The organism is Spiroplasma endosymbiont of Virgichneumon dumeticola (assembly GCF_964264745.1).
Taxonomy (GTDB): Bacteria; Bacillota_I; Bacilli_A; order Mycoplasmatales; family VBWQ01; genus Spiroplasma_E.
The window spans coordinates 464,349-486,098 of the sequence record NZ_OZ183478.1 but is presented as its reverse complement, the minus strand read 5'-3'; the positions used below and the strand labels follow the sequence as shown (position 1 = coordinate 486,098).

The window sequence follows — 21,750 nt, the reverse complement described above, 5'->3', positions numbered from 1 at the left end:
GTTTATTCTGTCGAAACTGCTGATGAAAATGATGTACTAGTATTAAATGATAAAGTTGTACTTAAATCAGCATTATCAAATGGGATTCCTATCTTTTCTTCGGCACTCATACTAAGTGAAAAACTTTCACTAAAAGTAGCACTTACTGTAGCAGTATTTGTTACTGTTTTTGAATCATAGTCAACAGTAATAGGATTAGAACCTTTAGAATTATCAATAATATGTTGTGATGCCATATTATGATACCAACTGTTGTTTGAATTTTACCATTCATTAATAAGGTTCCAATTGGTTGCTCAGTAGCAGTTTTAGCATCTTTAATTGTGTTTAATTTAATATTACTTTTTTGGTATATATAATCATCACTTAAACCTTTGATATTTTTAATAAAATCGATAAATGCTTTATTTTTATGAATATAATTTTCTCAAGTTGCTTGAGCTTGATAAGGTACATAATTATTAATATCATTGTTATTTGTTGCATTTTTTTTGATTTAGTTTTAAACCATCTACAATAGTTATGATTGGAGTTGCTACTAATCCTGATGTAGTTAAAACTGCTAAACTAGTTAATAATTTTTTCATAATTTTACTTCCTTTCTTTAAAAACTTTAAAAAAGAAAAACCAACAGAATAGGTCATGTCTAAAATGTCGGTTGCAAAAAATTATGAAAAGTATATAATTTAAATGCAGGTTCACGTCTACATGCATAACCTGTCAGCAATAGGGTATTTCCAGTACGCCTGTTGCATTTTTTATTTTTAAGTTTGTTTTAATTATATTACTTTTTCCACTTTTATCAATTGAAATGTTTAAAAATATCAATTAAAAGTATTAACTTGTAATAAAAATCTAATGGTTGTATTTCTTTTTCTATATTATTTTTATTATTTCAATTATTTTTATTATCTTGACTAATTTTAGAACCACCTGCAGTTACTTTAATTAAACTATTACGATATAAATTAATCTCATAAATAATATTTTTTAGGCTTTTCTCCCTTTATGTACTATTTTAAATTTTATCACATAAATGCTGAGAAAAGCCTATCTACTGACTTCTCCCCACATTTTTAAATTAAACATAGCATTACAGTTTCAAAACTAGGTATGTTATTGAATTTATATGCAGCTTCTTTTGCATATAAATGAATATGATGTTTTGCAACTTTGATATGTGTTTTAAATGTTCTTCGTATATGTTTTCATACTGACTCAATTTGGTTGGTATTTACACCAGTTTTTGAAACATAGCCATCTTGATGGTTAACTGTTTCATGCTTAGTGAAAACCGATTTCAAATCGCGATATCCTTTTCAAGAATCAGTATGTACATCACACTTTGAAGAAATGTGGTTTATTGCAAACTGCAAAAGATTTTTACTGTTTGCGTTTTTCAATACTTTCACAATCAGATTGTTGGTTGTTTTTTCATAAATACCAACAATCAAGGTTTTGTTCAACAAGGATCTTCCTTGTTTTTTAAAACCCATATGTGAAAGATACATTTCATCCATTTGCACTATGCCCTCAACAATGAATTGAGGTTCTTGTTTAGCAATGGCACTTCGGATTTTATGACCCATTCTTCAAGCTGTTTTCAAGGTCACTCCCAATTCTTTTGCAACATCAGTTGATGGAATTCCATGTTTGGTGTTTATTCATCTAAAGATGAGATAAAACCAAGATATTAAAGGTGTTTGTGACTTTGAAAATATAGTGCCCGTGAGCATACTGAATGTTTGATGACATTTCAAACATCTCATTTTTCTTAAATTAGAAGTATTCAAATTAAAACTAGAACACCTAATACATTTGCTTTGTTTCAAACTTGCTATATATGCAAGACATTGTTTTTCAGTTTGAAAAGTATTATTGAACTCATTCAATTTCATTGTTTCCTCCACAAGTACATGTGGGGAGAAGTCCGTAAAAATATTACTAATGGTAATGTAGAAAAATATATTAAAAATAAAGGAATTATTAATAATTTAGAAATACAAAAATTTAAAAGTAATGTATTAGCAATTTCAAATCAATATGGTTTAGATGAAGCACATCCAGAAACTATTATTAATAGTTGTTATCAAGCAGTATTATTAAATTTACCATTAGAAAAAAAACTTTGGTTATTGTTATGTTGTACCTTATTGAGATAATAAAGAAAAAATTAATAATGCTCAATTTCAAATGGGATATAAAGGTTATATTCAATTATCATTAATTAGTCAACAATATAAAGAAATTAATGTAAGTGATGTTAGATTAACAGAAATTGAAAAAGTAGATAGACTTAAAGGAATTGAATTTAATTGAATACAAAATGATTTAGAAAGATTAAAACAACCTATTATTGGTTATGTAGCATATTTTCAATTAGTAAATGGTTTTGAAAAAACTTTATATATGTCAAAAGAACAAATAGAAAAACATTTTTAAAAATATTCAAAAACTTATGCAAAAAATAAAAAATTTATTGTTAGTGATTTTGATAGTATGGCATTAAAAACTGTACTTACTCAATTATTAAGAAAATGGGGAATTATGAGTACTGAAATGCAAATAGCATATGAAAGTGACCAAGCAATTATTACTGAAAATGAAAAAATATATATTGATAATCCAAATAATGATAATAAAGAAATTAAATTAAAAGAAATTGAAGAAACAAAAAAAGAAATAAATATTAATTATGCACAAATACAAAATAATATAGATAATTTATATAATTTGGTATTTAAAAATGAATAAAAAAAACAATTTAAATATAATGAAAAATTAGTTGAACATGGAATTAAAGTAGCAAACAAAGATAAACAATTAATGAAAATAGTAAAAAGACTAAGTTTAAAGTAAGGAGAAATAATTATGACTAATTATTTACTTTCAGTAGACCCAAGTATGAAAAATACTGGGTTTACATTATGAGAAAAAAATATAAGTAAAGATTGAAAAAAAATTCAAGATAATACACCATATGAATATTGAAAACCAATATTAATTAGTAGTTGTAGTTTTAAAAAAAATTCTATTGATAATTTTTATAGAGATATGCATTATGTTATATATGGTACTTTAGAATTAAAAAATGAATTAACTAATTCTAAAAATAATTTTGATTTAATTATTGAACGTGGTACTTTTCATAGTAAAAATGGTATTGGTTATGAAACTCAAGAACATTTAAGAGGTTTTATTGCTGGACAATTTAATAAATTAAGGCTTTTCTCAGCATTTATGTGATAAAATTTAAAAATAGTACATAAAGGGAGAAAAGCCTTTATTAATTAATTGAGTTTGAAAATCATAAAGGAAATAATTAGTTGGAAGAAATTCGTTATCGGTTTTGGTCAGTAGGTTACGGTTATATTCAATTTTAGCTAGTAATGCGATCCGTTGTTGCTCATCGTTAAAATCTACTAATTTATCATTCCATAGTTTGTAATATTGTTGTAAGATGTTTTGATAAAGATTTTGATTATCAAATTCATTGATTTTAATATTTCATTCTTTGCCAAGAACCATTCCTTTGGTTGTTAAATTAGATGAACCAATAATTGCTGATGAAAATCCTGATTTTCGTTTAAAAATAGCAGCTTTAATATGAATGCGTTCACTACGTTTTTCTAAGTTATTTTCCACTCTAATTTTAATGTTAGGGTATTGTTTAATTAATTTAACTAAAGCATAAAGATTAACAAATAACGCCATATCATCAAAAGTCGTAGTAATGAAATTAATAGGAATATTATGATTATTAGCATATGTAAAAGCACTTCGAAGTTTGTTAATTAAAGAGTTAGCAATAAATGGGTAAATAAAATATACTTCATCGCAAGTTTTGATTTCTTTATTTAGTTGGTTAATAAGCGCCTGTTGGTTATCTTTAGTAAAGAGGTAATTATCGCTTAAACGAATATCATGATTAATAAAATCTTCGGTATTTTTATTGTTAACGTGTAATAAGATATTGTTGCTAAACTGGTGAGTTGTAAAACTACTTATCATTTTATTAAGAAAGATAATCTTATCAGTTGGTTGTTTAATAGTTTTCAATTGCTCAATGAGTAAACTAGATAGTTGTTTAATGAGATAACTATCGATATCTTTAATATTATGTTTTTCATTATTAATAGAAGAAATTTGATAGTTATCATTAACATTGTCGCTTAGTTTTAATAACAAATCATAGTATCCATTATTTTTCATTGTAATGTTCCCTCCCCCTCTTGTTTATTATGTTTAATTATGATAAGTTGTCAATATAATTGCAATGATTAATTAGATAAAGTTAAGATATGATTATAAAAAAGTGGATAGTTTTCTATCCACCTTTAATAATTAAATTTATAATTGAAATTATTAGTCATAAATCATGTAATCTTTTTTTCAATGATTTTATTAAGATTATTTTCTTTTTTTACTAATGTTTTATGGGATAAAAAACCTCTGCAATATTTTTTCAAATATATAGAGGGATATTTACTTAAATTTTGTATTAAAACTTATTTTTTGTTTTCAACTTGAACTACTGGTGCTTGGTTTAATGGGTTAGTAATTGGTACACCTTTATATGTCATACATTTCATACAGGCATGATGTGGTTTAGTTACTGAACCACAGTTTAAACAGTTAGTTGTTGTTGTTACAGTTAATCCATCATGAGCACGACGAGTATTTTTACGCATTTTAGATGTTCTTCTTGCTGGTACAGCCATAGTTGTTACCTCCTTACTTTTGGGTCTTATAAATTATATATTGAAATGCAAGAAAAATCTATTTATTTTTATAAGTTTTTTAATAATTTGTCATTATCTTATGATAATGGCTTAATAGTTATCTTGTGATTATGTCTTAATCTAAAGTTAAAATAATACCTTAGAAAGTGCCATATGGAAAAGGTAATGTGTCGTAGAAACATAAAATGTTTTGAAGCTATACAGTAGATGGGGATAGATCCCTCGAAATCAAATTATTAAAAAACTTACGGACTTCTCCCCACATGTACTTGTGGAGGAAACAATGAAATTGAATGAGTTCAATAATACTTTTCAAACTGAAAAACAATGTCTTGCATATATAGCAAGTTTGAAACAAAGCAAATGTATTAGGTGTTCTAGTTTTAATTTGAATACTTCTAATTTAAGAAAAATGAGATGTTTGAAATGTCATCAAACATTCAGTATGCTCACGGGCACTATATTTTCAAAGTCACAAACACCTTTAATATCTTGGTTTTATCTCATCTTTAGATGAATAAACACCAAACATGGAATTCCATCAACTGATGTTGCAAAAGAATTGGGAGTGACCTTGAAAACAGCTTGAAGAATGGGTCATAAAATCCGAAGTGCCATTGCTAAACAAGAACCTCAATTCATTGTTGAGGGCATAGTGCAAATGGATGAAATGTATCTTTCACATATGGGTTTAAAAAACAAGGAAGATCCTTGTTGAACAAAACCTTGATTGTTGGTATTTATGAAAAAACAACCAACAATCTGATTGTGAAAGTATTGAAAAACGCAAACAGTAAAAATCTTTTGCAGTTTGCAATAAACCACATTTCTTCAAAGTGTGATGTACATACTGATTCTTGAAAAGGATATCGCGATTTGAAATCGGTTTTCACTAAGCATGAAACAGTTAACCATCAAGATGGCTATGTTTCAAAAACTGGTGTAAATACCAACCAAATTGAGTCAGTATAAAAACATATACGAAGAACATTTAAAACACATATCAAAGTTGCAAAACATCATATTCATTTATATGCAAAAGAAGCTGCATATAAATTCAATAACATACCTAGTTTTGAAACTGTAATGCTATGTTTAATTTAAAAATGTGGGGAGAAGTCCGAAACTTTATTTACGATCTTAATTCTAATATCCATCATTAGCAACATGTTGATTATCAATAATTAAAATACCATTACTAGTTCCAATTCTTGTTGCTCCAGCAGCAATCATAGCTAAAGCATCATCTTTAGTTTTAATTCCACCTGAAGCTTTAATCGCAACGTTAGGACCAATATTGGCTTTCATTAATTTAATATCAGCTACTGTTGCTCCACCGCCAGCAAAACCAGAAGAAGTTTTAATAAAATCAGCTTGTGCTTTAGTTACAAGTTGGCAAGCAATAATTTTTTCTTCTTCATTTAATAATGCACATTCAATAATTACTTTTAAAATTATATTTTTAGGACATACAGCACGAACATCTTGTAAATCTTGTAAAACTACTGCTTGATTATTATCTTTTAAGGCACCAATATTAATAACCACATCAATTTCAGTAGCCCCTGCTTTAATAGCAGTAATTGTTTCTTGAACTTTAGTACTAGTAGCATTAGCACCAAGCGGGAACCCAACAACTGTACAAACTTTTAAATTACTATCTGCTAATAAACTAGCAGCATGTTTAACATAAAATGGGTTAATACAAACTGTTTTAAAATAAGCTTTTTTAGCTTCTTGACATAATTTTTCAATCATGGCTAAAGTAGCATCTGACTTTAAAAGGGTATGGTCGATATACTCATTTAAATTAATACTGTTTTTCATTATACTTCAACTCCGTTTTCATTTTCACTTTTAATAATTGCTGCAATAACTTGTAAATTCATTAAACTATGATTTAATCAATAGTCACGACTTAAATAGTCTTTGGTCATAATCATTTTTATGAAATCTCTTAATTCATAAGTCATCAAGGTACTAATATTAGTATCATCACTATAGTCTTTAACACCATGTTTATTATAAACTTTAATTCCTTTTAAAGGATGAACTTTATCAATAGTCATGCTACTATCATGACCGATGAATTTACTAGGAGCATATGAGGTTACACCTTTACTACAAGTAATAGTAGTAATAGTGTTATTTTCATGGATAAGAATAACATAGTTGCTAAATTAACACCATTGGGTAATTTGGTTGCTACTGCTTTAACGCAAGTTACTTTTCCTAATAAATATAATGCTAATTCTAAGGGATAAACTAAACTATCATAAGTTGAGCCTTTACCTAAATCTTTGTCAAAAACTGAATCATAGATACCTTTTTCGACCATTGGCATCCGCGATGAAACACGATTAAAATTAAGGTTAACTACTTCTGGTTGCACTTCATGAACTAATTTCTTTAGTTTAGTAAAAATTGGTAAATGAACAGTAATAAATGCTTCTTGTAAAATTAAGTTATTGTTACGGGCTAAATCAATTAGTTCTTGCGCTTCTATAACAGTAAATGTCATTGTTTTTTCTACTAGCACATGAATGTTATTACTTAAAAAAAATTTAGTTTGTTTAAAATGTAAACCATTTGGTGAAGCAATGTATACAACATTAACATGTTTAATCATTGTTTTTAATCATCTGTTGGATTGGGGATGTCATAGGTGTTAGCAAATGCTTTGGCCTTGCTTAAAGTTCATGAATACATACAATTAATTTTAATTTTGGCTTTTCTCAGCATTTATGTGATAAAATTTAAAAATAGTACATAAAGGGAGAAAAGCAAAAAGTAGTTATGTATTATTTATTCAACTAATGAACTTGTTATACAACTCATATAAATTTGTTATTTATATGAGTTGTATTTTTTACACTGCAAGTTTCTAAAATAGTTATTAATTTCTTAGTTACATCATGGTCTAGTAAACCTAAAATTCAATCCTAGATATATTTTCCTTATGCTAATATTAATGTTGGATTTTCTAATAACTCTTTAAGTCGAGTTAGAAAATATCCAGCTGGGGCGCCATCAATTACACGGTGGTCAATTGAAAGTGATAATGGAAAGAATTTATGTTCAATGATTTTACCATCAACAATGACTAGTTTTTTTTGCATCATACCTAATCCTAAAATAGCAACTTCGGGGTAATTAATAACAGGTGTACCAAATTCAATTCCTGCTGAACCAAAGTTAGTAATAGTGAAAGTACCGCCCTGCATGTCATCACCTTTTAATAACCCTTTACGAGCTTTATCACCTAAACTATTAACTTGTCGTGCTGTTTCAAATAATGAAATTTTATCAGCATCTTTAATAACAGGTACTACTAATCCTTTATCAGTATCAGCAGCCATACCAATGTTATAATATTTCTTAACAAGAATTTCATTACCTGCTATATTTAATGTTGAGTTTAATAGTTTAAAACGATCTTCTTTTAAAGTTTTAGCAACTGCCTTCACGAAGAACGGCATAAATGTTAGTTTTGCTGCTCCATCTGGGTCTTTTTCTGCTGGTTCTTTTAAAGTAGCGCGCAATTGAATTAGGTTTTCAGCATCAATATTAATAATTAAACTAACATGGGGTGCTGTATAAACTGATAATGACATTTGGTTAGCAACGGCTTTTCGAATTCCAGATAATGGCATATGTTCAACTTTTCCAAAGCTTTCAATTTTAGCAACGTTAATTCCTTGATTCACAACTGGTGCTGATGGTACTACTGTTGTTTGAACAACTGTTGGTGCAACAGATGTTGTACCACCTTGTTTTGCGTTTAATAAATCTGCTTTTAAGATTCTACCACCAGGACCTGTTCCTTTAATAGTTCCCATATCAATACCCATATCATGAGCCATTCTTCGCGCTAATGGGGTTGCTAATACTTTACCAGTTTGAATAACTGGTTTTGCAGATTCTCCACTAGCTACAGGTGTTTCATGATTTGTTTTAACTTCCACTTTATCTACAACTATAGGCTTTGAAGTTTCTTTCGCAGGTGGTTGTGGAGCACTTGCTTGGCCACCAAATTCCATCACCACTTTACCAGTAGTGATGCTATCACCTTCTTTAACATTAATTTTAGAAACTTTACCATCAGCTTCGGCTTTGATAGTATCAGATGCTTTATCAGCTTCGATATCAACTAAGTCATCGCCTTTTTTCACATCTTGTCCAACTTTGACACGAATTTGAGTTACCGTAACTTCTTCAATTCCATCCATGTCTTTAAATTTTAATTCCATATTTTCACTTCCCTTTCTTCTAACTAAACTGGATAGTTCATCATTATTTTAACTTTGTCAATAATTTTATCGGGACTAATGATAAATCATTTTTCACCTTTTGATAATGGTACAGTAACATCATAACTTGTTAGTCGGGTTGGTGGACATTCTAAATATTCAAAACATTTTTCATTAATAACAGTAATGATTTCAGATGCTACGGAAAATGAACGAACGGCTTCTGAAACAACTAGTAATCTTCCAGTTTTTTTAACTGAATTAACTACTGTTTCTTCATCTCATGGTTGCAATGTTTGTAAGTCAATTAATTCAATTTTTAAATTATCTTTTTGTTCTAATAACTCAACAGCTTTTTCGCAATCATAAACTTTTGAACCGTAAGTAACTATTGTTAAATCAGGTTTATCAGCAGCAGAATATGATTTTATTACTTTCGCTTTTCCTAAAACAGCAACTTCATAATCATCGCTAACTTCTTCACGAACATCATAAGTATAATCACGACTAGTATAACTATTGAAATAAGTTCCTAAACATTCTAAAACGATAACCGGATCTGGACTTTCAATTGCAGCTAATAATAATTTTTTCGTATCATTAGGTTTTGAAGTCATAACTACTTTTAACCCTGGAATGTGACAGAATAAAGCTTCAATCGCTTCTGAGTGGTGTTCTAAAGCACCATTATAGCCATTATTTCAATCATATGAAGGCATACGAACAACTAATGGGCAAGTGAAGCGACCACGACTTCTGTTACGCATACGTGCAGCATGACAAAGTAATTGTTGGAAAGCTGGAAAGGCAAAGCCAGAGAATTGCATTTCAATAATCGGGTTTAAACCATTAATCGCCATTCCAATGGCACTACCAGCAATAACTGCTTCTGCAATTGGAGCATCAAAACAACGGTTAACCCCAAATTTGGCTTGTAGTCCTTTTGTCGCACGGAAGACACCACCGACTTTACCAGCATCTTCACCGTAAACAACAACATTAGGATTTTTTTTCATAGCTAACTCTAATGCTAAAGTAATAGCTTGGACATTATTTCTTTTCATAATTATTTTTTCTCTCCTTCTTTGAAGAATGCTTTCGCTTGTGCTTTTTGCTCAGCTAATTGTGGTGTTAATTTTTCAAATGTGTAATCAAAGATTTCATCAATCGCAACACTTTCATTTTTTTGTGCTCAAACAATAGCATCACTAATTTGTTTGGTAATCTTTTTGTCTAAGGCTTCTTGTTTTTTATCGTCTCATAACTTAATTGATTTTAAGTATTCTCTAATGCGATCAATGGGGTCTTTTTTAAATCATTCTTGTTCAATTTTGTAATCTTCAGCAGTGAAGTAATCTTTCTTAATATCAAAGGCTGAGTGAGCATTTTGACGGTAAGTAATAGCTTCAATTAACGATGGTCCTTCACCTTTTTTAGCTCTTTCAATCGCTTGTTGTGTGACATAGTAAACAGCAAAAAAATCATTACCATCAATACGAATATTAGGAACACCACAAGCTGAACCTTTTTGGGCAAAAGTTGGACTCATAGTAGCTTTTGATGTTGGAGTATCTAATGATCATTGGTTATTTTCAACAAAGAAAACACAAGGTAGTTTTTGAATGGCAGCAAAGTTAATCGCTTCGAAAAATTCACCTTCCGAAGTTCCACCATCACCGATAGTTGTTAAGACAACACCTTTTCCTTTTTTGTATTTTTCAGCAAAAGCTAATCCTGTTGCATGAGAATATTGCGTAGCAATCGGAATGTTAACTGGTAAGATATTAATACCTTTGGGCATTTGGCTTCCCATTTCGTTCCCTAATCAATATTGAATTACTTTTTCAATGGGATAACCAGCAGTAATTCATGCTGCATTGTTACGATAAGCAGGAACAAATCAATCGATACCTTTACGTAAGCAACTAGCGTAAGCAACTTCTACACCTTCTTGGCCACGTGATGATAAAAAGTTAATGACTTTTCCAATTACTTTTGGTAGACCATTTTTTAAAATAACTTTACCTTGGTCATCTTTTTCATAGTTTAGTTCCATTTGCATTTGTTCTTGTAGTCGTGATAAACACATGTTTTCATATGCTGTTAATAATATTTTAGTATCAAATTTATTTAAATATGTAACAAAATCTGGTTTTATAATTCCTTTTTCATTTAATATTTGAAAAATTTCTTGTTGTGGATTATCGAATTTCTCAACTCACATTTATTTTTTTCCTCCTAGATATTTTAGTTAATTGCAAGCGTGCACTCTTAATTATACTCATTTTTAAAATAATGCCTATAGATTCTATTTTATTATACTACTGATGATGTCTTCTTCAATAAAATTTTGACCAAAAATGGCAGTAATATCAATGCTTTTAACAATATTAGTAATTGTTGGAACGTTATATTTTTGATGAATTAGATTTTGTTCTAGTTCATCAGTACCTGCTGATCCTAAGAAATCACCATAAATTTTAATATTATTAATGATTCCTGCTTGCACATTAAGTCACACATGGATCGTACCTTTATTAGGGAATAAAGTTTTATGTTTTAAATCAAAGGTTGGTGATTTACCATAGTTTCAATCTCAAGTACGATATTTTTTAGTAGCTAACGTTTCAATTTCGCTAATCATTTCTGGGGTTAATTTTAAAACTTTAGTATTTTTAGTATGTTGTAATTTTTCAACAATTAATTGTTGAAATTGGTCAATAGTTAATGGGGTTTTTAGCAAATGTAAGATGTTAGTAACACGAGCTTGCACTGATTTAATACTTTTTGATTGTAATTTCTCTAAATCAGGCTTTAATACTTTTGGTAACATTTGCATATCAACATTAAATAAGATCGTACCATGGTGTAAAATGCGATTATTAAATGTGTATTGCGCGTTGCCTGAGATTTTCTTGTCATTGATAACGATATCATTTTTACCACTATTTTGGGCATTTAATCCTAAACTTTGTAAAACTTCAATAATTGGTTTCGTAAATAGGGCATAGTTACGAGCATTATCTTGGTTTTTATTAAAAATAAAAGTGAAGTTTAAATTACCTAAGTCTTGATAAACAGCACCACCACCTGATAATCTTCGCACAACATTAACTTGTTTTTCACGTACGTATTCATTATTAATTTCTTCAATGGTATTTTGATTACGGCCAATGACAATTGTATTATTGTTTTGTCATAGCAATAAGATTTCATCAGTAATATTAGGATTACTAATTAAATATTCTTCAGTTGCTAAGTTGAAATATGGGTCTTTACTATCATTAATATAATATATCATTATTTTGTTTCTCCTTGGTCAGTGGTAGTTCATTTATGAACGAACTTTAATGTAATGTTACAATACATATTGTAATCAGTAGTAATTGCTCGCGCATGTTTAGCTTTTGGCATAATTAATAGTTCGCTAATTTCTGGTGTTTGTTCATAACTAATTTTTTTCGCAAATAAACGTTTAGCCATGGCTACTGGGACAGTTTCATCATCAATACCATGAATAAATAAAGCAGGCATATTAGCACAATATTTTAGTTTACTAATAGTATTAATACTTTTGATTTTAAATTTATCTTGATGTTTAAAATAAAATTGTAAACCAAAATAAACTCAAAATCATGACATTTTAAAATACTTTTGCGGAATAACTTTCATAATATGAGTAAAACTATCATATCCACAATCAAAAATACCACACTTAACACCTAAGGTGGCGATTTCAAAACGGCACATAGTTTCTAAAATAGTAGTAGCACCCATACTATTACCAATTAAACTAATACTAATTGCATGATTAAAATCTTGATTTTCAATGAAACCATTAAGATACCTAATAACTGCGTATAGATCATCAGCTTCTTTAGTACCAAAAGTAACACTATCTTTAATATTATTACTACCATGGCCTCGTGCATCGTAAGTTAAAATACTATAACCTTGTTCATAAAAGTGTTTTACTAAATATAAAATACTATAACGATTTTGTTGTCATCCGTGGACAGCAATAATTCATTTATGATTATTATTACAACGTTGATTAACAATTACAAAGGCTGATAATTGAATGTTATCGAAAGTAGTAATCGTAACATCTTGCGGTTCCATCATACTTCAACTAGCTTCATCAATTATTAATTGGGGGGCTTGTTGTAATTCCATATCACGATTATAAAAATACAAACTATTAAGGTCAATTTTTTCAAAGTTAGGATTTTCAATTCGTCCTGTTCGTTGAAATTTTTGCATAGTATTGCGCATAATTTTTCCGAAAACGGCATTAGTAAGTAAAAAAAGAATAATTCATAATGGAAAAGTTAATAACAAAATTATTTTTAATCACCAAGCGATTTTATACTTAACCTCCTCTATAGGTATGGTCATAGTAGCACGTTGTTTTAAATATCTTGCATATTTTGCCATTACTTATTTATTCCTTTCAAAGACCAAAAATTTATATTTTATACAGATTATTTGTATAAAATAGATTTACCTCATAACTAGTTTTTGAAAAAGTCAAGTAGAAAATTACTCAAATATTTAATATTAACAGTGTTTAATTTAATATTGGCTATGGCTATAATTGTAAAAAAACTATAATTGAATTTTAAATGGTCTATTTCGTTGTTTTTTACAATTATAACACAATAACATGTATAAAATTAATTAATATTTTATTGATATCTAGGCATTTTAGTTACGGAATAAGTCTACTATAAATTACTAAGATAATTATTGGCTTTTCTCCCTTTATGTACTATTTTTAAATTTTATCACATAAATGCTGAGAAAAGCCTATCTACGGACTTCTCCCCACATTTTTAAATTAAACATAGCATTACAGTTTCAAAACTAGGTATGTTATTGAATTTATATGCAGCTTCTTTTGCATATAAATGAATATGATGTTTTGCAACTTTGATATGTGTTTTAAATGTTCTTCGTATATGTTTTCATACTGACTCAATTTGGTTGGTATTTACACCAGTTTTTGAAACATAGCCATCTTGATGGTTAACTGTTTCATGCTTAGTGAAAACCGATTTCAAATCGCGATATCCTTTTCAAGAATCAGTATGTACATCACACTTTGAAGAAATGTGGTTTATTGCAAACTGCAAAAGATTTTTACTGTTTGCGTTTTTCAATACTTTCACAATCAGATTGTTGGTTGTTTGTTCATAAATACCAATAATCAAGGTTTTGTTCAACAAGGTTCTTCCTTGTTTTTTAAAACCCATATGTGAAAGATACATTTCATCCATTTGCACTATGCCCTCAACAATGAATTGAGGTTCTTGTTTAGCAATGGCACTTCGGATTTTATGACCCATTCTTCAAGCTGTTTTCAAGGTCACTCCCAATTCTTTTGCAACATCAGTTGATGGAATTCCATGTTTGGTGTTTATTCATCTAAAGATGAGATAAAACCAAGATATTAAAGGTGTTTGTGACTTTGAAAATATAGTGCCCGTGAGAATACTGAATGTTTGATGACATTTCAAACATCTCATTTTTCTTAAATTAGAAGTATTCAAATTAAAACTAGAACACCTAATACATTTGCTTTGTTTCAAACTTGCTATATATGCAAGACATTGTTTTTCAGTTTGAAAAGTATTATTGAACTCATTCAATTTCATTGTTTCCTCCACAAGTACATGTGGGGAGAAGTCCGTAATTATTTTTTCTTATATGGATCTGGATAAGCAGTATCTTCTTTTGTTAGTAAACCTGTTGCTAGTAAAGCAGCAGCAGTTACGAAGTTATAAGGTTTGTTGAAATGTGGTAGGAAGAACATATCAACTAATGGGATTTCATCAATTGTTACTTGTTTTAAAATAGCTAATGAGAACATAGAAATAGTTTCGGTATGATCATGAGTTGAACCAATTTCAGCACCAATAATACGTCGAGAACTTTTTTCTCATATAATTTTAATTTTAACTTCATGGTTTTCTGCCATAAATGGAGGAAAAACAGTATCTTTGTAAAAATAGGCTTCAATTTTATCTTTCCCAAAAATAGCTCCTGCAGAAAGTTCTGACAATCCAGTAGCACAAAGTTTTCAACCAAAGACAGAAATTGCATTAGTTCCTTGCACACCTGGGAAAGCAACTCTTTCTTTTGGATTAGTTTTTGTAACATTAATGCCAGTTACTAAACCAGTACGAACAGCGTTAGTAGCTAGAGCAATGTTAACGTTTTTATTTCAAGCATTTGAACGAATGTTAATACAATCACCAATGGCATAAATGTTAGGGTCTGAAGTTTGGAAGTATTGGTCAACTTCAATGGCACCACGAGCATCTAAAGTAATTTGTGGTTTTCCTGATTCATCTTTTACAACAGTAGTGTTTGGTAAGAATCCAACTGCCATAATAACTAAGTCAGCATAATATGTTCCTTTATTAGTTTTTACTTGCGATACTTTATCGTCTTTAGTAATGAATTCTAGTAAAGTTTCACCTAATTGTAGCTTTACACCTGCATTTTTCATAGTTGTTTCAACATCAGTTGTGAATTCTTCATCATAGTAGCGAGGCATAATACGGCTTTCAAAGTCAATTAAAGTAACTTGTTTTTTGTCTTTGTAGAAAGCTTCTACTAATTCAATACCAATGTATCCAGCACCTATTACAACTACTTTTTTAACTTCAGGTTTATTTAAATGAGCAATAATTTCTTGAGCATGTTGGTATAACTTTGATAAGTGAATACCGTTAGTTAATTTAACACCATTTAAGTTATCTTTAACAATTACACCATCTTTATGTGCAATTAAACCTGGAATTTCTTTACCACCTGGATTTAAGATTGGTCATGAACCAATACCTAAAATTAATTTGTCATAAGTTTCAGTGATTATTTCATTAGTTTTCATGTTTTTAATTTTAATGGTTTTGTCTTTACCATTATAACTAATCATCTCATGATTTAAATTAACTTTAGCGCCAAGTTTAGTTAGTTTTTCTTCATCAGAATAGAATAAACCTTTTGAGTCATTAAATTCTTTTCCTACTCATAGGGCAATCCCACATCCTAAGAATGAAATGTTATCATTACGGTCATATGCTACAACTTGAGCATTAGGGTTAGTTTTCATAATTGCTTTTAAAGCAGTTGTTCCGGCATGATTAATCCCGATTACAACAATTTTTGGATTTTTTTCCATTTTAAATTTCCTTCCTGATTTCTATTTTCCTAAATACTAAATACCTAGGAAATATATATTTAATTTTAACACTTTATTTTAAATATTTAATAGTAAATTATATGTATCTTGGCAAATTATAATTTCTTCATTAGTTTTAATTTTATAAATTGGAAATTGCGACTGTTTATCGCTAATTAGTAAAAAATTATCGTATTTATCTTTATTTTTACTGTCCACTAGTTTCAATGCTAATATTTTAATTTCATTAATTACTAAATCACGAATGATAAATGAGTTTTCACCAATTCCTGCGGTAAATACTAAGGCATCAATATTATTTTGTAAGTCATTGGCATATTGAACAATGTAATTAGCAATTCTTTGGACAAACATTTTAATTGCTAATTGTGATTCCATATGTTTAGGGTGAATTTTATCTTCACTTGCAGTAATGACATCACGTAAATCAGATGAATGTTGACTAATTCCTAATAAACCTGATGCTTTATTTAAATCATTCGTAACACTAGCAATCGTTGTACCTTTTTTAACATCACACATGTATCCATGAATTGATGGATCAATAATTCCACTACGAGAACCCATAATTAACCCATCAAGTGGTGTTAACCCCATACTAGTATTATAACTTTTACCATCTTTGATGGCACAAATACTAGCACCATTACCTAAGTGACAAACAATAGCATTAACTTTAGTTTGTGGCTTGTTCATAACAATCGCTAATTTTTCTAAGATATAACGATAACTAATACCATGGAAACCATATCTTCTTACTTCGTAGTCAGTATATCATTCATAAGGTACTGAGTATAAAAACTTTTCTTGTGGAATAGTTGTATGGAATGATGTGTCGAATACTGCCACATGATGAGCATGGGGAATTAATTTTTGAAAGGCAGATAAACCTTTTAAAGCTGGTGGATTATGTAACGGTGCCAATGGAATACAAGCTTCAATGCCACTTACAACTGTTTTATCAATAACAATAGAACTATTAAATTTTTGTCCGCCATGAACCATACGATGACCAATGCGGGCAATATCATCAAAGTTAGCAATTACTTGGTATTTAATTAAACCATCAATTACAGCTTGTGCTCCTGCGACATGGTCTTTAACGTCTTGCACACCTTCATGTTTTGTAAAATCATTACCATTTGCAACTTCAATAATAAAATTGCTATCTTTAATACCAATTCTTTCTACTAATCCCTTTCCTAGAATTGTAAAAGTTGGTTGATTTTTTGTTTCATCAATACTAAAAACTTGAAATTTAATAGAACTGCTTCCAGCATTAATAACTAAAATTTTATTATGATTTGACATTTTTTTCTCCTTATTATTTTTTAATTAAAGTTTGAAACAATGTAATTAGCACTGTATAATAAATATCATCAACACTAGCGCCACGTGATAAATCATTAACTGATTGGTTTAAACCTAACACAATAGGACTGATAGCTTTATATCCATCTAGACATTGGGCAATTTTATAACCAATATTAACAGCATTTAAATCAGGAAAAATAAAGATATTACAATTTCCTGACATTTTAACACTTAGTAATTTCTTGCCATGTACTTCTTGGTCTCAAGTGGCATCAAATTGAATTGGTCCTACCACTTGCACATTTTCTAATTTAGAAACTTATTAATTCGGTAGCATTTATGAACTTTATCAGCACTTTTGCCACTACCACTTTTATCAGTTGAGTATGACAATAAAGCTAATTTAATAGGATTAAATTGTAAAAGATGGGCAAAGTGTGTTGTTGATTTAACAATATCTACTAATTTTATGATTCAGGAAATTTTAATTAATAATCAAATTCCAATAAAATTTATAAAAATTATCTTATTAATTAAAGGCTTTTCTTCCTTTATGTACAATAAAATTTTACTATATAAATGTTGAAAAAATACCTACCCACGGATTTCTTCTCTACATCTTTTTTAAATTAAACACAATAACGTTGCTTAAAAACTAGGATTTTTGTTGAATTTATTATATGCAGATTCTTTAGCATATATAAATGCACATGTTGTTTTGAAAGTCTGATATGTATATCCTAAAATTCTACGTATATGTTTTCACATTAATTCAATTTGGTTTGTATTTACATCATTTTTTTGAAGCAATATGTACATAGCATTGAGATGAAATATATTTTCGTGCAAACTTTAAAAGATTTTCCTGTTTGTATTTTTCATAGATACCAATAACCAAAGATCTTCATTGTTTCTTAGCACCCATATGTAAAAGATACATTTCATCAATCTGCACTATGTTTTCAACAATGAATTGAATTTCACATTTGTTCTTTCTAGCGTACATGTGAGAATAAATCCGTAATTAAAATTAGCAAACTTTCTATTACAATTAAGTTGTACAAAAATAAAAAAAAGAAGATTTGCTAATGAATATTATACCACCATCATGGACTTTTATATCAAAAGAAATAACATAACTGTTAGAAACTAAAATTAAAACATATTGCTATAAGTTCTTTCAAAATGTTATTTTTTGCTAATAATTGTCGCGATAGCTTTATTTTGAACTGCTTTAATAATATGGTTTTCACCATTAATGTCGAAAACCATAATTTTTAAATTAGCTTCCATGCACATTGCTGCTGCTGTTAAATCCATCACTTTTAATCGTTTGTTAGTAATCTCTTCATAAGTTAGATGGTCATAACGAACAGCATTCTTGTTAATTGTTGGATCTTTATCATAAACACCATCAACTCCATTTTTGGCCATTAATAAAACATCAGCATCAATTTCTGTAGCACGCAGTGCTGCTGCTGTATCAGTAGTAAAGTATGGAGAACCAGTACCACCAGCAAAGATACATACATAACCTTTTTCAAGTCTACTTATGGCTTTTTTATAATAAAATGGTTCTGCTACTTGGTTAATTTCTAATGATGATTGAACAATAACTTTTAGTCCTAACGCTTTTAGTTTTGATTCTACTACTAAAGCATTCATAATGGTTGCTAACATTCCCATATAATCAGCATTAATTCGTTTTAATCCAACATTTTCACCTTGTTTGGCACCACGTCAGATATTACCACCACCAACTACAACACCAACTTGTACTTTGCTTTTTACTAAAGTTTGAATTTGTTGACAAATATTATCAATGCTTTTGTTATTATATAAATCACTAGCGTTGCCACCTAAAGCTTCACCACTTATTTTTAATAAGACTCTTTTATATTTAAATTGTTCCATATTTAATAATCCCCTCCTCACCTTTTTAACATTATAAAAAACCACAAAATAATCTGTGGCTTTTTATACTATTTATCATTGCTTTCGCTTGATTTTAAATCTTTAGTATTATCAACAATTTTTTGAACTAAATGTTCTTTTACAAATAATTGAGATTGTGGTGTAATAATAGTTAAACGTTTTTTCATTTTTTTAATACCTTGTTCATAAACAATTTTTAAAACATGCTTTTTTTGGTCTAAAGCAACAATTTTATTTGTACTTACACTTTGTCCAAAGAAATAAATGTTAGTTTCATCAACAGCAATTCCAAAATCAAAACTAAAAACATAAGCTAATATTAAAAGTGCAGCTAAGAATATATATTCGATAATTAAAATGCTTAAGAAAGTGGGATCATTTTTAACAAATACAGTATCATATGATCATACTTGCATGCCAATAGGCACAATTGATAAAATTAAACCAATTACTCCGATTGCTAAAGTTGGTATTAATAATTTTATATTTAAAAATCTATTATTAGTTTTTGGTTTATTGAAACTAAATCATCCTCATCCAAGAATGGCTAGTAACAATACAAACATTACTAATCCAATATAATATATAATTTTAAAGTCCAGCATTTTGTTACCTCCTAATTATTTTGTGGAATTATCAATTTTTTCTCCTAATTGATAACGTACCATCGTTATAATTGTAGCATGGTTTTTAGTTAAGTAGTCTTTGACTTTCATTGTTTGGTCTTTACTATAGTCTTGATCAACAATAGTTAGTGATGCAAAAAACTTTTGTAAACGACCTTCAATCATTTTTTCAATAATAGCAGCAGGTTTTTTCTCATCTTTAGCTTGTTCTTGTAGAATTTTTAATTCGTTATCACGAGTTGCTTTTGGGATACTGTTAAGGTCAATGAATTTAGGATTTCCTGAAACAATTTGCATTGCAATGTTATGAGGCACATCACTTTTGTTGTCAACACCTTTAATGACAACTAATGAAGTAAATTTACCTCCACCATGAACATATGAACCAAAAACTGCATCTTTATTTTTAGTTACAATTTCAAAACGTGTTAGAACGATATTTTCACCTAATTTAGCAATTGCAAGTTTTAATTCATCACCAAGGTTATCAGCGCTGGAACTTGATTTTAATTTTAAAGCATCAACAACTGTTTTTGGTGAATATTTTAGAATAGTAGTTGCAATTTTATTAAATAGATTATTATATTCTTGAAGGGCAGCAACTTGTTCAGTTTGACAATTTAATTCAGCAATTACAGCTCTATCACCGTCAATTAACACTTTAGTAATACCATCAGCTGCCGTATTAACACTTTTTTTCTCAGCTTTAGCAAGTCCTTTAACTTTTAAAATTCTATGGGCTTCTTCTAAGTTATTATTACTTTCAATTAATGCTTCCATACAATCTTTCATTGGTAAATCAGTGCTTGCTCGTAATTCTTTTACTAATTTGATATCAGCTTTTACTACATCTGGCATATAAATTTTACTCCTTTAATTTATTACTTTTCTTCAGTTTTAACTACTTTATCAGCATCCATGCTTTCAATTATAGTTTCAGTAGTTTCTTCTTTTTTATCAACTACAGGTTTAATGCTTTGACCTTCCAAAATAGCAGCAGCAATTTTACTTGTAATTAAAGTAATTGATTTAGTAGCGTCATCATTACCAGGGATAATATAATCAATACCATCTGGATCTGAGTTACTATCACAAATGGCAATAACTTTGATTCCCAATACTTTAGCTTCTTGCACAGCAATGTTATTAGCAATAGTATCTGTAATAAAAATAGCTTCAGGAATTTTGTACATATTTCTAATACCACCAAGATTACGTTCTAAACGGTCTTTTTCTTTGGCGACAAGAATTTGTTCTTTTTTAGTTAAAAGTTTGATTTCTCCACTTTTTTCTTTATTTTCAATATCAATTAAAGATTTAATACTTGTTTTAATAGTTTTAAAATTAGTTAATAAACCACCTAATCAGCGTTCTGTTACATATGGTGAGTTACAACTAATAGCAAGGTCTTTAACTACATCTTTAGCTTGTTTTTTAGTACCAACAAATAAAACTTTCCCGCCAGTTTCACTGATTTCTTTTACAAATTTGTATGCTTCATCTAATTTACGCATTGATTTTTGTAAATCAATGATGTGGATAGCATTTCTTTGACCAAAAATATATTTACGCATTTTTGGGTTTCATCTTTTAGTTTGGTGTCCAAACTGAACTCCTGCTTCAAGCAGTTGTTCACGTGTTACAATTGACATAATGTCTCCTTTAATTTGTTT

27 protein-coding genes and 1 pseudogene are annotated in these 21,750 nt (G+C 28.9%); 5 read left to right on the top strand and 23 right to left on the bottom strand.

Translation table 4 applies throughout. From position 1 onward, the window contains the following. Positions 1–2: 2 nt before the first annotated feature. Together ACFEL4_RS03115 and ACFEL4_RS03110 are read right to left on the bottom strand one after the other, a co-directional pair. Positions 3–236, bottom strand: coding sequence for a hypothetical protein (locus tag ACFEL4_RS03115; RefSeq protein WP_375318067.1), 234 nt, complete (start codon positions 234–236; stop codon positions 3–5). Positions 237–1,076: 840 nt separating this feature from the next. Then, positions 1,077–1,898: an IS1595 family transposase gene (locus tag ACFEL4_RS03110; RefSeq protein WP_375318066.1), complete on the bottom strand. Its 822-nt coding sequence runs from the start codon at positions 1,896–1,898 to the stop codon at positions 1,077–1,079. 18 nt (positions 1,899–1,916) lie between these two features. On the opposite strand from ACFEL4_RS03110, the gene ACFEL4_RS03105 reads away from it, so the two are divergent. From ACFEL4_RS03105 to ACFEL4_RS03095, 3 genes and pseudogenes are all read left to right on the top strand, one after another. After that, entirely contained in the window at positions 1,917–2,162 is a 246-nt protein-coding gene (locus ACFEL4_RS03105) for a hypothetical protein (RefSeq protein WP_375318065.1), read from the top strand. A gap of 10 nt (positions 2,163–2,172) precedes the next feature. After that, a pseudogene (locus ACFEL4_RS03100) lies at positions 2,173–2,754 on the top strand (recombinase RecT). Between the two features lie 117 nt (positions 2,755–2,871). Further along, positions 2,872–3,249: a hypothetical protein gene (locus ACFEL4_RS03095; protein WP_375318064.1), complete on the top strand. Its 378-nt coding sequence runs from the start codon at positions 2,872–2,874 to the stop codon at positions 3,247–3,249. 3 nt (positions 3,250–3,252) lie between these two features. Here the strand turns inward: ACFEL4_RS03095 and ACFEL4_RS03090 are convergent, their stop codons facing one another. From ACFEL4_RS03090 to ACFEL4_RS03080, 3 genes are all read right to left on the bottom strand, one after another. Then, on the bottom strand, positions 3,253–4,212 hold the full coding sequence (locus ACFEL4_RS03090; protein ID WP_375318063.1) for a phospholipase D-like domain-containing protein: 960 nt from the start codon (positions 4,210–4,212) through the stop codon (positions 3,253–3,255). Between the two features lie 296 nt (positions 4,213–4,508). Further along, positions 4,509–4,721 (bottom strand): 50S ribosomal protein L32, encoded by a 213-nt coding sequence (rpmF, locus tag ACFEL4_RS03085; RefSeq protein WP_375318062.1) that lies wholly within the window; start codon positions 4,719–4,721, stop codon positions 4,509–4,511. Positions 4,722–4,868: 147 nt separating this feature from the next. Next, positions 4,869–5,045, bottom strand: a complete 177-nt coding sequence (locus ACFEL4_RS03080; protein ID WP_375318061.1) for a hypothetical protein — start codon at positions 5,043–5,045, stop codon at positions 4,869–4,871. Between ACFEL4_RS03080 and ACFEL4_RS03075 the strand changes: the two genes are divergently transcribed. Together ACFEL4_RS03075 and ACFEL4_RS03070 are read left to right on the top strand one after the other, a co-directional pair. Then, positions 5,026–5,562, top strand: a complete 537-nt coding sequence (locus ACFEL4_RS03075) for a hypothetical protein (RefSeq protein WP_375318060.1) — start codon at positions 5,026–5,028, stop codon at positions 5,560–5,562. The genes ACFEL4_RS03080 and ACFEL4_RS03075 overlap by 20 nt on opposite strands. Beyond that, positions 5,457–5,714 carry a transposase gene (locus ACFEL4_RS03070; protein WP_375318059.1) on the top strand — a complete coding sequence of 86 codons (258 nt, stop codon included), beginning with the start codon at positions 5,457–5,459 and terminating at the stop codon, positions 5,712–5,714. Before ACFEL4_RS03075 ends, ACFEL4_RS03070 begins: the two co-directional genes overlap by 106 nt. A gap of 174 nt (positions 5,715–5,888) precedes the next feature. Here ACFEL4_RS03070 and deoC read toward each other — a convergent pair whose 3' ends face one another. The 18 genes from deoC to rpsB all read right to left on the bottom strand — a co-directional run bounded on the left by deoC (position 5,889) and on the right by rpsB (position 21,729). Then, positions 5,889–6,569, bottom strand: a complete 681-nt coding sequence (gene deoC / locus ACFEL4_RS03065; RefSeq protein WP_375318058.1) for a deoxyribose-phosphate aldolase — start codon at positions 6,567–6,569, stop codon at positions 5,889–5,891. After that, positions 6,569–6,811, bottom strand: a complete 243-nt coding sequence (locus ACFEL4_RS03060; RefSeq protein WP_375318057.1) for a hypothetical protein — start codon at positions 6,809–6,811, stop codon at positions 6,569–6,571. The genes deoC and ACFEL4_RS03060 overlap by 1 nt, the downstream gene beginning before the upstream one ends. A 41-nt stretch (positions 6,812–6,852) precedes the next feature. After that, positions 6,853–7,371, bottom strand: a complete 519-nt coding sequence (locus ACFEL4_RS03055; protein WP_375318056.1) for a Gfo/Idh/MocA family protein — start codon at positions 7,369–7,371, stop codon at positions 6,853–6,855. A gap of 328 nt (positions 7,372–7,699) precedes the next feature. Continuing rightward, positions 7,700–8,992, bottom strand: a complete 1,293-nt coding sequence (locus ACFEL4_RS03050; RefSeq protein WP_375318055.1) for a dihydrolipoamide acetyltransferase family protein — start codon at positions 8,990–8,992, stop codon at positions 7,700–7,702. 23 nt (positions 8,993–9,015) lie between these two features. Continuing rightward, the gene (locus ACFEL4_RS03045; RefSeq protein ID WP_375318054.1) at positions 9,016–10,056 is read right to left on the bottom strand and encodes an alpha-ketoacid dehydrogenase subunit beta; all 1,041 of its coding nucleotides are present in this window, start codon (positions 10,054–10,056) and stop codon (positions 9,016–9,018) included. A gap of 2 nt (positions 10,057–10,058) precedes the next feature. Further along, positions 10,059–11,216, bottom strand: a complete 1,158-nt coding sequence (locus tag ACFEL4_RS03040; protein ID WP_375318053.1) for a thiamine pyrophosphate-dependent enzyme — start codon at positions 11,214–11,216, stop codon at positions 10,059–10,061. A gap of 84 nt (positions 11,217–11,300) precedes the next feature. Further along, positions 11,301–12,293, bottom strand: a complete 993-nt coding sequence (locus tag ACFEL4_RS03035; RefSeq protein WP_375318052.1) for a lipoate--protein ligase — start codon at positions 12,291–12,293, stop codon at positions 11,301–11,303. Further along, the gene (locus tag ACFEL4_RS03030) at positions 12,293–13,267 is read right to left on the bottom strand and encodes an alpha/beta hydrolase (protein ID WP_375318051.1); all 975 of its coding nucleotides are present in this window, start codon (positions 13,265–13,267) and stop codon (positions 12,293–12,295) included. The genes ACFEL4_RS03035 and ACFEL4_RS03030 overlap by 1 nt, the downstream gene beginning before the upstream one ends. Before the next feature lie 560 nt (positions 13,268–13,827). Continuing rightward, positions 13,828–14,649 carry an IS1595 family transposase gene (locus ACFEL4_RS03025; RefSeq protein ID WP_375318050.1) on the bottom strand — a complete coding sequence of 274 codons (822 nt, stop codon included), beginning with the start codon at positions 14,647–14,649 and terminating at the stop codon, positions 13,828–13,830. 38 nt (positions 14,650–14,687) lie between these two features. Then, complete coding sequence (locus tag ACFEL4_RS03020; RefSeq protein WP_375318049.1) at positions 14,688–16,181, bottom strand: FAD-dependent oxidoreductase; 1,494 nt, start codon at positions 16,179–16,181, stop codon at positions 14,688–14,690. A 78-nt stretch (positions 16,182–16,259) separates the two neighbouring features. Continuing rightward, positions 16,260–17,513, bottom strand: a complete 1,254-nt coding sequence (locus ACFEL4_RS03015) for an acetate kinase (protein WP_375318048.1) — start codon at positions 17,511–17,513, stop codon at positions 16,260–16,262. Between the two features lie 13 nt (positions 17,514–17,526). Beyond that, on the bottom strand, positions 17,527–17,811 hold the full coding sequence (locus ACFEL4_RS03010; protein WP_375318047.1) for a phosphate acyltransferase: 285 nt from the start codon (positions 17,809–17,811) through the stop codon (positions 17,527–17,529). An 11-nt stretch (positions 17,812–17,822) separates the two neighbouring features. Next, entirely contained in the window at positions 17,823–18,077 is a 255-nt protein-coding gene (locus ACFEL4_RS03005) for a phosphate acyltransferase (protein ID WP_375318046.1), read from the bottom strand. Between the two features lie 187 nt (positions 18,078–18,264). After that, complete coding sequence (locus ACFEL4_RS03000) at positions 18,265–18,522, bottom strand: hypothetical protein (protein ID WP_375318045.1); 258 nt, start codon at positions 18,520–18,522, stop codon at positions 18,265–18,267. Positions 18,523–18,704: 182 nt separating this feature from the next. Continuing rightward, a complete protein-coding gene (gene pyrH, locus ACFEL4_RS02995) occupies positions 18,705–19,430 on the bottom strand; it encodes a UMP kinase (protein ID WP_375318044.1) in 726 nt (241 codons plus the stop codon). Between the two features lie 68 nt (positions 19,431–19,498). Next, the gene (locus ACFEL4_RS02990; RefSeq protein ID WP_375318043.1) at positions 19,499–20,056 is read right to left on the bottom strand and encodes a hypothetical protein; all 558 of its coding nucleotides are present in this window, start codon (positions 20,054–20,056) and stop codon (positions 19,499–19,501) included. A gap of 15 nt (positions 20,057–20,071) precedes the next feature. Beyond that, the gene (tsf, locus tag ACFEL4_RS02985) at positions 20,072–20,935 is read right to left on the bottom strand and encodes a translation elongation factor Ts (RefSeq protein ID WP_375318042.1); all 864 of its coding nucleotides are present in this window, start codon (positions 20,933–20,935) and stop codon (positions 20,072–20,074) included. Positions 20,936–20,958: 23 nt separating this feature from the next. Continuing rightward, positions 20,959–21,729: a 30S ribosomal protein S2 gene (gene rpsB, locus ACFEL4_RS02980; protein WP_375318041.1), complete on the bottom strand. Its 771-nt coding sequence runs from the start codon at positions 21,727–21,729 to the stop codon at positions 20,959–20,961. Positions 21,730–21,750: the final 21 nt, after the last annotated feature.